Source organism: Allobosea sp. CRIB-10 (genome assembly GCF_900112185.1).
Lineage (GTDB): Bacteria > Pseudomonadota > Alphaproteobacteria > Rhizobiales > Beijerinckiaceae > Allobosea.
In genome coordinates this window covers 18907-32220 of the sequence record NZ_FOKP01000010.1, presented here as the reverse complement: position 1 = coordinate 32220, position 13314 = coordinate 18907, and the positions used below count along the sequence as shown (strand labels likewise).

The following is a 13314-nucleotide window of genomic DNA, read 5'->3' as shown; positions in this document are numbered from 1 at the left end:
GACAAGAGTCGGAACCCCTCCAAAAGCAAACGCCCGGGCATGGCCCGGGCGCATCACAACGATCCGATGAAAATCGCGGCTGATCAGGGCTTCTTCGGCTCAGCCGGAACCGGGGTCGCCGGAGCGGCCGGCTTGTCGAGGCGCTCGACCTTGGCCTTCTCGCGCAGCGCGACGATGATGTCCTGCTGTGCCTTGCGCACCAGATACTGGTCGATCTGCGGCTTGACCTCGTCGAAGCTCGGCAGCGGCTTGCTGCGCTTGTCCTCGACCTTGATGACGTGCCAGCCGAACTGGCTCTTCACCGGCTCGGAGAGCTGGCCCTTCTCGAGCTTGAAGGCCGCTTCCGCGAATTCCGGCACCATCCGGTCCTTGGCGAACCAGCCGAGATCGCCGCCCTCCTTGCCGGAGCCCGGATCCTTGGAGAGCTCGGCCGCGACCTTGGCGAAGTCCTCGCCCTTCTTCACCCGCTCCAGCGCCGCCTTGGCCTGGGCCTCCTCCGGCACCAAGATGTGGCGGGCGTGGACCTCCTCCTCCGGCTTCATCGCCTTGACGGTGTCCTCGAACAGCTTCTTGGCCGCCTCCGGCGTCGCCGCCTTCTTGGCTTCGCTCGTCAGGTACTCGTCGAGCAGCAGCTTGTCGCGGTTATAGGCGAGGCGCTTGGCGAATTCCGGCCCATCGCCGATCTTGGCGGCGGCAGCGGTCTTGGCGCCGAGCTTGAGGTCGACCAGATAGTTGATCAGCTCCTCGCGCTTGCGCTCCTCCGGCATCTGCGCGGTGCGCTCGCCGAGGTCTTCTTCGGCGAGCTTGAGGTCGCCCTCGGTAATGGTGATGCCGTCGACCTTGGCGACGGGCTTGTCCTGCTGCGCGAAGGCCGGCACGGCGGCGAGCGCGAAGCCAAGCGACAGCATGGCGAGACGGGAGGACAACATCGGTGCGGCCTTTCAACTGGACGGCGCGAAGATCGATCTCGCCGGCTGAGTGCCAGCAGAACGCGGCCTTGGCAAGACGAGGCCTCGCACATCAACGCGAGCCGGCTGGGCTGGTTCAATCCGCCGCAGCCGCCCGGACCTCTTGGAAGGTGCCTCGTCGGACCCCACATCGGCGCGGACAAGCGCGTGCTGGACCACGCGCCCGCGCCCGTCTAAACACGCGCGTGAAATTCTAAGGTACCGCTTCGGCCTCGCCATCCGCGCCGGCCGGATCGCCATTGAAAGGCCAGACATGCTTGGCGCGCTTGCAAAGAAACTCTTCGGCTCGTCGAATGATCGGCGGGTGAAGGGCTACCAACCCCGCGTCGCCGCGATCAACGCGCTCGAAGCCGAGGTCTCCCAGCTCTCCGACGAGGCTCTCCGCGCCCGTACCGAAACCTTCAAGCAGCAACTCGCCGACGGCGCCAAGCTCGACGACCTCCTGGTGCCGGCCTTCGCCACCGTGCGCGAAGCAGCCAAGCGCACGCTCGGCCAGCGCCATTTCGACGTCCAGCTGATCGGCGGCATGGTGCTGCACGAGGGCGCTATCGCCGAGATGAAGACCGGCGAAGGCAAGACCCTGGTCGCCACGCTCCCGGTCTATCTCAACGCGCTCGCCGGCAAGGGCGTCCATGTCGTCACCGTCAACGACTACCTCGCCCGCCGCGACGCCGAATGGATGGGCAAGATCTACAATTTCCTCGGACTCACCTACGGCATCATCGTGCATGGCCTCGACGACGAGGAGCGCCAGCGCGCCTACGCCTGTGACATCACCTACGGCACCAACAACGAGTTCGGCTTCGACTACCTGCGCGACAACATGAAGTACGAGGTCGCGCAGATGAGCCAGCGCGGCCATCATTTTGCGATCGTCGACGAGGTCGACTCGATCCTGATCGACGAAGCCCGCACGCCGCTGATCATCTCCGGCCCGCTCGACGACAAGTCGGACCTCTATGTCGCGATCGACAAGGTTCTGCCCAAGCTGATCAAGACCGATTTCGAGGTCGACGAGAAGCAACGCACTGTCGCCCTGACCGAGGCCGGCAACGAGCATATCGAGGAGCTGCTGCGCGAGGCCGGCCTGCTCACGGAAGGCGATCTCTACGATTCCGCCAATGTCACGCTCGTCCACCACGTCAACCAGGCGCTACGTGCGCACTCGCTCTTCACGCGCGACAAGGACTACATCGTCCGCAACGACGAGGTCGTGATCATCGACGAGTTCACCGGCCGCATGATGCCGGGCCGGCGCTATTCGGAAGGCCTGCACCAGGCGCTCGAGGCCAAGGAAGGCGTCACCGTCCAGCCCGAGAACGCGACGCTCGCCTCGATCACCTTCCAGAACTATTTCCGCCTCTACAAGAAGCTCGCCGGCATGACCGGCACCGCCGGCACCGAGGCCGACGAGTTCGAGCAGATCTACAAGCTCGAAGTGGTCGAGATCCCGACCAATGTCCCGGTCGCCCGTATCGACGACGACGACGAGGTCTATCGCAGCTTCCCCGAGAAGGTGAAATCGATCATCAAGGAGCTGGAGCGCGCCAGCGAGCGCCTGCAGCCGGTCCTGGTCGGCACCGCCTCGATCGAGAAATCCGAGCAGATCGCAGAGATGCTGGTCGCCGCCGGCTTCAAGCAGATCGACTTCTCGCAGCCCGATGCGCTCGACCGGCTCTACGCCTCGGCCCGCTCCGGCAAGAGCAGCAAGCAGTTCGCCGTGCTGAACGCCCGCTTCCACGAGCAGGAAGCCTTCATCGTCGCCGAGGCCGGCGTGCCTGGCGCGATCACCATCGCCACCAACATGGCCGGGCGCGGCACCGACATCAAGCTCGGCGGCAATGTCGAGATGCGCGTCGCGGCCGAGACCGCGGGCATGGCGGACGGGCCGGAGAAGGACGCCAAGATCAAGGAGATCGAGGCCGAGGTCGCCCGCTTCAAGGAGATCGTCCTGAACGCTTCTGAGACGATCGAGCTCGAGCCGGCCAAGGGCTCGCGCCCGGCCAAGACCATGACCCGCCCCGGCGGTCTCTACATCATCGGCACCGAGCGCCATGAGAGCCGCCGCATCGACAACCAGCTGCGCGGCCGCGGCGGCCGCCAGGGCGACCCCGGCCGCTCCAAGTTCTTCCTGTCGCTGCAGGACGATCTGATGCGCATCTTCGGCTCCGACCGAATGGACGGCATGCTGCAGAAGCTCGGCCTGCAGGAGGACGAGGCGATCGTCCATCCCTGGATCAACAAGGCGGTCGAGAAGGCGCAGGGCAAGGTCGAGGCCCGCAACTTCGACATCCGCAAGAACATCCTGAAATACGACGACGTCATGAACGACCAGCGCAAGGTCGTGTTCGAGCAGCGTCGCGATTTCATGCGCGAGGCCAGCGTGCGCGAGACCATCGACGATATGCGCCATGGCGTCGTCGAGGACACCGTCTCCCGCCGCATCCCCGAGGATGCCTATCCCGAACAGTGGGACGCCGCCGGCCTGAAGCAGGACGTCGTCACCTATCTCAACCTCGACCTGCCGATCGAGGACTGGGCCAAGGAAGAGGGTATCGCCGACGCCGAGCTCCGCGAGCGCATCCGCAAGATCGCCGATGACGACTACGCCGCGCGCATCGAGCGGAACACCGAAGAGGTGATGACCTATATCGAGAAGCAGGTGCTGCTGCAGACGCTCGACCATCTCTGGCGCGAGCACCTCGTCACCCTCGATCATCTGCGCCAGGTCATCGGCTGGCGCGGCTACGCCCAGCGCGACCCGCTGAACGAGTACAAGCAGGAAGCCTTCGAGCTGTTCGACGGGCTGATCGGGCGCTTGCGCGAGCAGGTCACCGGCAATCTGATGCGCGTCGAGGTCCGCTTCGAACAGCCTCCGGAAGGCGGCCAGACCTTCGACCAGGGCGGCGGTGACAACCTCCCGCCCCCGCCGGCCGGCTTCTTCGCCAACCAGCCGCAATTCGCCGCGACCGATGGCGATCTCGCCGTCGCCGAGCGCGACCCGGCCGACCCTGCGACCTGGGGCAAGGTCGGCCGCAACGAGCTCTGCCCCTGTGGCTCCGGCAAGAAGTTCAAGCACTGCCACGGCCAGTTCGTCTGAAGCTGGTCTTCGGGCCCTGACGACCAGATCAAGAAGCTCCGGCCGACCGCCGGAGCTTTTTTCTTGCGGCCAGCCTGGTCGCCTGCATCCTTGCGAAGAGAGATCGAGGCTGTGGAGCCACCATCCGTGACTGAGGCAGCGTTCGAGATCCGGCTCGACTACACGTTCGAGGAGTTCGCGCAGTATCAGGCGCTCGAATCCAGCCGGCGGCAGGCGCTGGTGACGTCGTCAGCCTGGGAAGGCTGGCCGGCCTTGATCGGCCTGGGCTGCGTGCTCGCCCTGCTCGCCGCTGGGCTCGCCGTCGCCAGCGGCGCGTCGCAGCTGCGTGCTGGCGGCACGATCGCGATGCTGGCCTTCGCCGCCTTCTGGCTCGGCCTCTGGGCGCCCTCTCTCGCCGCTCGTCTCTCTGCCGCGCGCCGGGAGCAGGCTGCTTTCGACGACTTCATGGCGGAATGGCGTGGTGGCCGTGTCCTTGTCACGCAGGCCGGCCTGTGGACGCGAAGCCGTGCGATGCGTGGCTTCATGCCGTTCTCCGCGATCCGCTCGACGACGGTCGGTCACGGCCTGCTGTCGCTGTGGCCGGAGGCCGGAGCACCGATCGGCCTGCCGCTGCGGCTGCTGAATCCGGACCAACAGGCACGTCTCGTCGCCCTTGCCGGCAAATCGGAGAAACCGACCGCGCCGAGCAGCCCGGCCTGAAGCGCTCAGGCCGAACGCAGGAGCCGGCGAGGCACCCCCCGGCGCGCCAATCCTTCGTAGTAGCGGCGGGCGCCGATGAACGGCGTCTCGCGGTTGCGCTCTGCAAAGGGGCCGATCCCGACCTGGCTTGCCGCCAGCTGGACGAGAAAGGCCGCGGGCACCCGGGAGATGGTCTCCTCCCGACCCGTAGAGGTGGCCGCACCGGTCGATTCTGTCTCAGCCATCGTCCCGCTCCGAAAAACCAGGGGTTTCACGAGCGATCGCAGCAATCGGCGTGCCGATCTTAACCGTTCATTCACGCAGACACACGCATCGTTTCGGGACAGTTCTCTGTAAGCCGTCTCCAGAATGGGACGGCTCCCCACTCCGTCGTCCGAGGCAGCCGCACCATGTCTGCGCCGTCCCTGTTCGGTTCCCGCGACGAGAGAATCGTCGAGCCGCGCAGCCTGCTCTCATCGATCGGCGAAGTGGCCTATAGCTGGGACATCGGCAGCGACACGCTGAACTGGGGCCCGAACGTGGCCGAGGTTCTGGGCCCGGTCTCGGCGACTGTGCTGCAGCGGGGCCTCGCCTTCGCCGGACTGGTCGAGCCCGGCAGCGGCCGCAGCCGCTACGACGCGATCTTCTCCTCGGGCGGACATGATGTCGGCGACGGCGCGGTCTATCGGACGCGCTATGCCGCCGATCTCGCTGGCCGCAAGATGTGGATCGAGGATGCGGGACGCTGGTTCGCCGGCATCGATGGCCGTCCAGCCCGGGCACGCGGGGTGTTGCGGCTCGAGCGCGCCGTGCGGCCCGAGGAACTCGCATCCTCCGACAACGACCTCTGTGATCGCGATGCCCTGATCGAGCGCGTCGACGAGCTGCTGGCCGAGCATCTGCCGGCGGAGCGCCCCGTCGTCGTGCTGATCGCGGCGATCGGGGAGCTGTCGCGGCTCAACGCCGATTTCGGCCACGAAGGCACCGAGGAGATCATCGAAGAGGTCCGCCAGCGCCTGCATTCGGTCATGCGCCGGCGCGACCAGCTGATGCACTATTCCGGCAACCGCTTCGCCATCCTGCTCACCGGCTGCCCGGCGAACCAGATCGAGGCGGCGGCGCAGCGCTTCGTCAAAGCGGTGGCGCGCTCGGCGGTCGAGACCTCGCGCGGGATCGCGCTGACGCGACTACGTGTCGGCGCCGCGCTCGCGCCCGATCTGTCCCGCCACGGCTCGATGCTGGTCAAGGCGGCGGAGAACGCGCTCGCCGGCGCCGAGGCGACGGGGCTCGACAATGCCGTGATCGCGCGCCGGACCCTCGCGGCCGAGGCCGGCGGCGTCGCGCCGAGGCTCGATCTCGAAGCGGTCGCCGCGCTCAACGAGCGCAAGGTGCGGCTGGCCTTCCAGCCGGTGGTGACGGCGAAGGACCGTACATTCGCGTTCAACGAGGCGCTGTTGCGGGTCGAGCGCCCGCAAGGCGGCTTCCTCGCCGCGGCCGAACTGGTGCCCCTGCTCGAACGGCGAGGCCTGGTCGGCTTGTTCGACCATCGCGTGCTGGAGCTCGCCATGACGCATCTGGTGGAGCGGCCGGAGGCGATCCTGTCGATCAACGTCTCGCCGCGCACGCTGGCGGAAGCCGATTGGATCGAAGGGTTTGAGGCGAGCGCCCGGGCGAACCCGGCTGCGACCAAGCGCCTTATCGTCGAGGTCACCGAGACGGCGACGATCGCGGATCCCGAACGAATGGCCAAACTGCTGACCCGGATCAAGCAGCGCGGCGCCCGCATCGCGATCGACGATTTCGGCGCAGGCCACACCTCGCTCCGGCATCTGCGCGCCTTTCCGATCGACATTCTCAAGCTCGACGGCGCCTTCACGCAGAATCTGCGGCGCTCGACCGACGATCGCTTCTTCGTGCGCACCCTGCTGGAGCTGGCTCACCATCTCGGCGTCGAAACTGTGGCCGAATGGGTCGACGACGAGCTGCAGGCCTCGATGCTGTGCGACTGGGGCGTGACCTATCTGCAGGGGCACCTGGTCGGCAAGGCCGAGCTGTCGCTGCCGGACGAGGCGCGGGATCTGCCGCCACTGCGCGCGACAGCCTGACATCCCGCCCGCGCCTGCCGGGCGGAATCCTCCGCCGGCAAGCCCGCCGATCGAAGCGACGTCACCGCCTCACTTGTCCTTGGCCAGTCTGTCCAGCCGCTCGCGCATCTCGTTGAGCTCGCGCTTGAGATCGCTGAGCTCGCCGCTCTCGCCCTGGGCCGGGGCTTCGCCACGGCCCTTCGCGGCGGCTGCAGCCGCGAACGGGTTGAACAGCCGGAACGCCTCGGTGAACATCGCCATGTTGGCGCGGGTCTGGGCCTGGAGCGCGTCGATCGCGCCGGTGCCGAAGGCCTTGCTCATCTGCTCGCGGAACTTGTTCTGGTCCTGCGTCAAATTCTCCATCGAGAATTCGAGATAGCGCGGCACCAGGGCCTGCATGCTGTCGCCGTAGAAACGGATCAGCTGGCGCAGGACGGTGATCGGCAGGAGGTTCTGCCCGTCCTTGCTCTCTTCCTCGAAGATGATCTGGGCCAGCACCGAGCGGGTGATGTCCTCGCCGCTCTTGGCGTCGTAGACGACGAAGTCCTCGCCCTTGCGGACCAGCCCGGCCAGATCCTCCAATGTGACGTAGGAGCTCGTACCCGTGTGGTATAGCCGGCGATTGGCGTATTTCTTGATGACAGTCGGTTCTTTGTCGCTGGCCATCGACACCCACGCGGCTAGTTGCGGCCAAGCCTCAGGGATCGGGCAAGGCCGGAGAACGGTCCCGAGGGGAACGATAACCCTTCGGCCGCCTGCTGCAAGTTTTTTAAGCGCGAGGCACGAGCGCGCCGAGTTTGCCTCGAAGATGAGCTTGCTCGCTTAGCCGTCTTGACGGCGTCGTTTCACGCTTCGAAGGTGGGCGGGACAAGCCAGCCTTGTGGCCGGCGGAAGAGAACCGGAGGATGAGCCCATGGCTGAGAATGACATCGTGATCGTCGGCGCCGCGCGCACGGCGGTCGGAGCCTTCAACGGCGCCTTCGCCAATACGCCGGCTCATGATCTCGGCTCCGCGGTGATCAAGGAGGTGCTGAAGCGCGCCAAGGTCGATGCCGGCGAGGTCGACGAGGTCATCCTCGGCCAGGTCCTGACGGCGGCGCAGGGGCAGAACCCGGCGCGCAAGGCTGCGGTCGATGCCGGCGTGCCGCAAGGCGCCACCGCCTGGGGCCTCAATCAGGTCTGCGGCTCGGGCCTGCGTGCGGTGGCGATCGGCATGCAGCAGATCGCCAATGGCGACGCCGACATCATCGTCGCCGGCGGCCAGGAATCGATGTCGCTCTCGGCCCATGCCGCGCACATGCGCGCCGGCACCAAGATGGGCGACGTCAAGTTCATCGACACCATGATCAAGGACGGCCTCTGGGATATCTTCCACGGCTACCATATGGGCACCACGGCCGAGAACGTCGCGACCAAATGGCAGATCAGCCGCGAGGAGCAGGACAGCTTCGCCGTCGGCTCGCAGAACAAGGCCGAGGCTGCCCGCAAGGCCGGTCGCTTCAAGGACGAGATCGCTCCGATCACGATCTCGACGCGCAAGGGCGACATCGTCGTCGACACCGACGAATACATCCGCGACGGCGCGACGCTGGAGGCGATGGCCAAGCTCCGGCCCGCCTTCTCGAAGGATGGCACCGTGACCGCCGGCAACGCCTCGGGCATCAATGACGGCGCCGCCGCGCTGGTGCTGATGACGGCGAAGGAAGCGAGCAAGCGCGGCCTGACCCCGCTCGCCCGCATCGCCTCCTGGGCGACCGCCGGCGTCGATCCGGCGATCATGGGCTCGGGCCCGATCCCGGCGACCCGCAAGGCGCTGGAGAAGGCCGGCTGGAAGGTCGGCGATCTCGACCTCGTCGAGGCCAACGAAGCCTTCGCCGCGCAGGCGCTGGCGGTGAACAAGGACCTGGGCTGGGATCCCGCGATCGTCAACGTCAATGGCGGCGCGATCGCGATCGGCCATCCGATCGGCGCCTCCGGCGCGCGCGTGCTGGTGACGCTGCTGCACGAAATGGCCAAGCGAGACGCCAAGAAGGGCCTCGCCACGCTCTGCATCGGCGGCGGCATGGGCATCGCCCTGGCGGTGGAGCGCTGAGCGGCGCGCCGCCATGCCGAAGCAGACCACGCTCTACCGTTATCTCACCGGCCCCGATGACGCCTCGTTCTGTCATCGGGTCTCGGAGGCGTTGAGCCGTGGTTGGATTCTCTACGGCCACCCGACCCTGACCTATGACGAGAAGACAGGGCGGGTGATCTGCGGGCAGGCGATCATCAAGGATGTCGACCGGGCTTACGAGCCCGGTCTCGATCTCAGCAAAGAATGAAGCGGCCTTCATAGCCGCGTCTAAGAGGGAGAAGACGGCGATGGCTAAGGTTGCACTGGTGACGGGCGGGTCCCGAGGTATTGGGGAGGCGATCTCGAAAGGCCTCAAGGCGGCCGGCTACACTGTAGCGGCGAGCTATGCCGGCAATGACGAGGCGGCGGCCAAGTTCACCGCCGAGACCGGCATCAAGACCTATAAATGGGACGTCTCGAACTACGACTTCTGCGTCGCGGGCATCGCCCAGGTCGAGGCCGAGCTCGGGCCCGTCGATGTGCTCGTCAACAATGCCGGCATCACCCGCGATGGCATGTTCCACAAGATGACCAAGGAGCAGTGGGACGCGGTCATCAACACCAACCTGAACTCGCTGTTCAACATGACCCGCCCGGTCTGGGAAGGCATGCGCTCGCGCAAGTTCGGCCGCGTCATCTGCATCTCGTCGATCAATGGCCAGAAGGGCCAGATGGGCCAGGTCAACTACTCCGCCGCCAAGGCCGGCGACATCGGCTTCGTCAAGGCGCTGGCGCAGGAAGGCGCGCGGGCCGGCATTACGGTGAACGCGATCTGCCCCGGCTATATCGCGACCGAGATGGTCAAGGCGATCGACCCGGCCGTGATCGAGAAGTCGATCCTGCCGCATATCCCTGTCGGACGCCTCGGCGAGCCCGAGGAGATCGCGCGCGCAGTCGTGTTCCTGGCCAGCGACGAGGCCGGCTTCATCACCGGCTCGACCCTCTCCGCCAATGGCGGACAGTACATGGCCTGACGCCGCCCATCGGCCGACCTTGCGAAGGGCGGAGCCGGCCGGCTCCGCCTTTTCTCGTTGCATTCGCTGCCGCAGCGGTCAGCCGCGCGCTTCCTTCGGCAGCAGGAAGGTGAGCAGGCCGAAGGCCGGCAGCCAGGCGCAGAGGGCGAAGACCTGAATGATGCCGATCTTGTCTGCGAGCGCGCCGAGCGCAGCCGCGGCCAGGCCACCGAGGCCGAAGGCGAGACCGTAGAACAAACCGCCGACCAGTCCGACGCGGTGCGGCACCAGATCGATCGCGTAGATCAGGATCGCCGAGAAGGCGCTCGCCATGATGAAGCTGATGATGACGCTGAGGATCGCGGTCCAGGCGAGGTCGGCATGGGGCAATGCCAGCGCGAAGGGCAGGCAGCCCAGGATCGAGAGCCAGATCACGCGATGGCGGCCGATCCGGTCCCCGATCATGCCGCCGATGATCACGCCGACCGCGCCGACGACGAGATAAAGGAAGAGCAGGATCTGCGAGAGCTGCAGCGAGACCTGGAAACGCTCGATCAGATAGAAGGTGTAGTAGGAGGTGAAGGAGGCCGTGTAGGCGTTCTTCGAGAACAGGATGACGATCAGCACCGCCATGGCGAGCAGAACGCGGCGGCGCGGCATGCCGTGCGAGGCAACATCGTCGGCATGCGCCTTGGAGGCGACCTGCTCCTTGCGGAAGGCGGAATATCGCGAGCCGATCCAGGCCATCAGCAGCATGGCGACCAGCACGATGCCGGAGAACCAGGACAGGCTCTGCTGTCCGTTCGGCACGACCACGGCGGCGGCGAGCAAGGGGCCGATCGCGTAGCCGGCATGGCCGCCGACCTGGAACACGCCCTGAGCCAGCCCCTGGCGTCCAGCGGCGGCATGGCGGGCCATGCGGGTTGCCTCGGGATGGAACACGGCCGAACCGGTGCCGACCAGGGCGGCCGCGACCAGTACCATGCCGTAGCTATGGGCGAAGGCGAGCGAGAGCAGGCCGGCCAGCGTCGCGCCCATGCCGGCGACCATCGCATAGGGCCAGGGCTTCTTGTCGGTGACATAGCCGAGGACAGGCTGCAGCAGCGACGAGGTGACCTGGAAGGCCAGCGTGATCAGGCCGATCTGCACGAAATCGAGCTGATAAGTCTCCTTGATCAGCGGGTAGACCGCCGGGATCATCGACTGGATGAGGTCGTTGAGCAGATGGGCGACGCTGAGGGCCGCCAGGACCGGCATCAACGGGCGGGCGGCCGTCGGCAAGGGGAGCGTGGTCATGGCGCACGCTTGCGCCAGCGCGCGGACGCGGTCAATCGCCGGGCAAAGCGCGCTATGCATGGCCGCCATCGCGCAGAAGCCGTGACGCAAGTACGGCGGTCAGGGGATCAATCTTCAGGAGAGAGCGACGCCGAAGCGGCGGCGGTAATCGGCCGGGGCGAGCCCGGTGATGCGCTGGAACAGCTTGCGGAAGGCCGAGGCGTCCTCGTAGCCGACATCCCAGGCGATCTGTGCCACCGGACGACGGCTCAGTTCCAGTGCCTCGCGCGCCTTGGCGATGCGGATCTGCTGGGCGTATTCGGTGGGGCGCAGGCCGGTCGCCTTGCGGAAGCGGCGCAGAAAGGTGCGCTCCTCCAGCCCCGCTCGCCTCGCCAGAGCCGGGACGTCATGATCTTTGGCTCCGCTCGCCTGCAGCCAGTGCTGGACCTTCAGGATCGCGCCGTCGCCATGGTCGAGCCGCGGCGCGAAATGGCCATAGGGCTGCTGCGTGCGTCCGGGCGGATCGATCAGCAGGAAGCGCGCGGTCTCCAGCATCACGCTCGGTCCGAGCAGGCGTTCGACCAGGGTCAGGCCGAGATCGGTCCAGGCCAGGATGCCGCCGGCGGTGATGATGTCGCCATCGTCGATCACCATGCGGTCGGTATCGACCTTCGCAGCCGGAAAGCGCGCCGCCAGCTCCTGGGCGAAGGCCCAATGCGTCGTCGCTTCGCGGCCCTCCAGCAGCCCGGCCTCGCCGAGCAGGAAGGCGCCGGCGCAGACCGAGCACAGCGTCGTGCCTTCGCCATGGCGCTCGGCCAGCCAGGTTGCAAGGCCGTTCATCGGCTGCATCCTCGCCGGCATGATCAGGCTCGGCGGTGCGATCAGGTGGCTCGGATCGTGCTCACGGCCGGGATGGCTGTCGAAGACGCATTCCACACCGGCGCTGTCCGCCGCCTGGCGCCAATGGCTGACGCGGATGACGGGCGCGTCCGGTCCGCGGCGCTCTTGGCTCATCTCGCCGGCGATCCGGAACAGGTCGGTCAGGCCGTAGACGGCCGCGAGCTGCACATCCGGATAGAGCAGGAGACCGATCTCTGCGACAATCTGCTTACCCGTCGTCATGCTGTCAGTTTTGCCCCGCTGATTGTCGGTTCCGCCAAGCGGCAGCATGCAACGCCCCGCCTATAACCGTCCACATCGAAGGGCGACGATCCGGCCGCCCGAAAAGCCGAAGGAGAAGGCAGATGAGCACGATCACCACCAAGGACGGCACCGAGATCTTCTACAAGGACTGGGGCCCGAAGGAGGCGCAGCCGATCGTCTTCCACCATGGCTGGCCGCTCAGCGCCGACGACTGGGACAACCAGATGCTGTTCTTCCTGCATCAGGGCTTCCGGGTGATCGCGCATGACCGCCGCGGCCATGGCCGCTCGAGCCAGACCGCGACAGGCAACGAGATGGACACCTACGCCGCCGATGTCGCCGAGCTCGCCGCGCATCTCAACCTGCGCAACGCCGTCCATATCGGCCACTCCACCGGCGGCGGCGAGGTCGCCCATTACGTCGCCCGCGCCGAGCCCGGCCGCGTCGCCAAGGCGGTTCTGATCGGCGCGGTGCCGCCGGTCATGGTCAAGTCTGACAAGAATCCGGGTGGTCTGCCGATCGAGGTCTTCGACGGTTTCCGTGCCGCGCTGGTCGCCAACCGCGCCCAGTTCTATGTCGATATCCCGACCGGCCCGTTCTACGGCTTCAACCGCGAGGGCGCCAAGGTTTCGCAGGGCGTCATCGACAACTGGTGGCGGCAGGGCATGATGGGCGGCGCCAAGGCGCATTACGACTGCATCAAGGCCTTCTCCGAGACCGACTTCACCGAGGACCTGAAGGCGATCGAGGTGCCGGTGCTGGTGATGCATGGCGATGACGACCAGATCGTCCCCTATGCCGACTCGGCTCCGCTGTCGGTCAAGCTGCTCAGGAACGGCACGCTGAAAACCTATGCCGGCCTGCCGCATGGCATGTGCACCACCCATCCCGACGTGATCAACGCCGACCTCCTCGCCTTCATCAAGGGGTGAGGCGAGAGGGAGGCCGAGCGCTCGGCCTCCATTCGCTCCGGCAAGATTGCCGGCAGGGCCGTGAGATT

The 13314-nt window shown here is 66.7% G+C and carries 12 protein-coding genes; 7 read left to right on the top strand and 5 right to left on the bottom strand.

The features are described 5' to 3' along the window. Positions 1-83: 83 nt before the first annotated feature. Positions 84-908 (bottom strand): peptidylprolyl isomerase, encoded by an 825-nt coding sequence (locus tag BMZ69_RS14260; RefSeq protein WP_244543376.1) that lies wholly within the window; start codon positions 906-908, stop codon positions 84-86. Between the two features lie 313 nt (positions 909-1221). On the opposite strand from BMZ69_RS14260, the gene secA reads away from it, so the two are divergent. Together secA and BMZ69_RS14250 are read left to right on the top strand one after the other, a co-directional pair. Then, complete coding sequence (gene secA, locus BMZ69_RS14255) at positions 1222-4068, top strand: preprotein translocase subunit SecA (protein ID WP_092157611.1); 2847 nt, start codon at positions 1222-1224, stop codon at positions 4066-4068. Between the two features lie 126 nt (positions 4069-4194). Beyond that, entirely contained in the window at positions 4195-4767 is a 573-nt protein-coding gene (locus tag BMZ69_RS14250) for a hypothetical protein (protein ID WP_092157609.1), read from the top strand. 5 nt (positions 4768-4772) lie between these two features. Here the strand turns inward: BMZ69_RS14250 and BMZ69_RS14245 are convergent, their stop codons facing one another. Beyond that, positions 4773-4991 carry a hypothetical protein gene (locus tag BMZ69_RS14245; protein WP_092157607.1) on the bottom strand — a complete coding sequence of 73 codons (219 nt, stop codon included), beginning with the start codon at positions 4989-4991 and terminating at the stop codon, positions 4773-4775. Between the two features lie 165 nt (positions 4992-5156). Between BMZ69_RS14245 and BMZ69_RS14240 the strand changes: the two genes are divergently transcribed. Continuing rightward, a complete protein-coding gene (locus tag BMZ69_RS14240) occupies positions 5157-6851 on the top strand; it encodes an EAL domain-containing protein (RefSeq protein ID WP_092157605.1) in 1695 nt (564 codons plus the stop codon). A 69-nt stretch (positions 6852-6920) separates the two neighbouring features. Here BMZ69_RS14240 and phaR read toward each other — a convergent pair whose 3' ends face one another. Continuing rightward, entirely contained in the window at positions 6921-7496 is a 576-nt protein-coding gene (phaR, locus tag BMZ69_RS14235; protein WP_092157604.1) for a polyhydroxyalkanoate synthesis repressor PhaR, read from the bottom strand. Between the two features lie 247 nt (positions 7497-7743). Between phaR and BMZ69_RS14230 the strand changes: the two genes are divergently transcribed. From BMZ69_RS14230 to phbB, 3 genes are read left to right on the top strand one after another with little or no spacing between them, the layout of a single operon-like run. Beyond that, positions 7744-8922, top strand: coding sequence for an acetyl-CoA C-acetyltransferase (locus BMZ69_RS14230; RefSeq protein ID WP_092157602.1), 1179 nt, complete (start codon positions 7744-7746; stop codon positions 8920-8922). A 13-nt stretch (positions 8923-8935) separates the two neighbouring features. Next, complete coding sequence (locus BMZ69_RS14225; RefSeq protein ID WP_092157600.1) at positions 8936-9151, top strand: DUF1737 domain-containing protein; 216 nt, start codon at positions 8936-8938, stop codon at positions 9149-9151. Between the two features lie 40 nt (positions 9152-9191). Beyond that, positions 9192-9917 carry an acetoacetyl-CoA reductase gene (gene phbB, locus BMZ69_RS14220; protein WP_092157598.1) on the top strand — a complete coding sequence of 242 codons (726 nt, stop codon included), beginning with the start codon at positions 9192-9194 and terminating at the stop codon, positions 9915-9917. A gap of 78 nt (positions 9918-9995) precedes the next feature. Here the strand turns inward: phbB and BMZ69_RS14215 are convergent, their stop codons facing one another. Next, positions 9996-11192 carry an MFS transporter gene (locus tag BMZ69_RS14215; protein ID WP_092157596.1) on the bottom strand — a complete coding sequence of 399 codons (1197 nt, stop codon included), beginning with the start codon at positions 11190-11192 and terminating at the stop codon, positions 9996-9998. Positions 11193-11306: 114 nt separating this feature from the next. Then, positions 11307-12293 (bottom strand): GlxA family transcriptional regulator, encoded by a 987-nt coding sequence (locus BMZ69_RS14210; RefSeq protein ID WP_092157870.1) that lies wholly within the window; start codon positions 12291-12293, stop codon positions 11307-11309. Positions 12294-12415: 122 nt separating this feature from the next. On the opposite strand from BMZ69_RS14210, the gene BMZ69_RS14205 reads away from it, so the two are divergent. Continuing rightward, positions 12416-13246, top strand: coding sequence for an alpha/beta fold hydrolase (locus BMZ69_RS14205; protein WP_092157594.1), 831 nt, complete (start codon positions 12416-12418; stop codon positions 13244-13246). Positions 13247-13314: the final 68 nt, after the last annotated feature.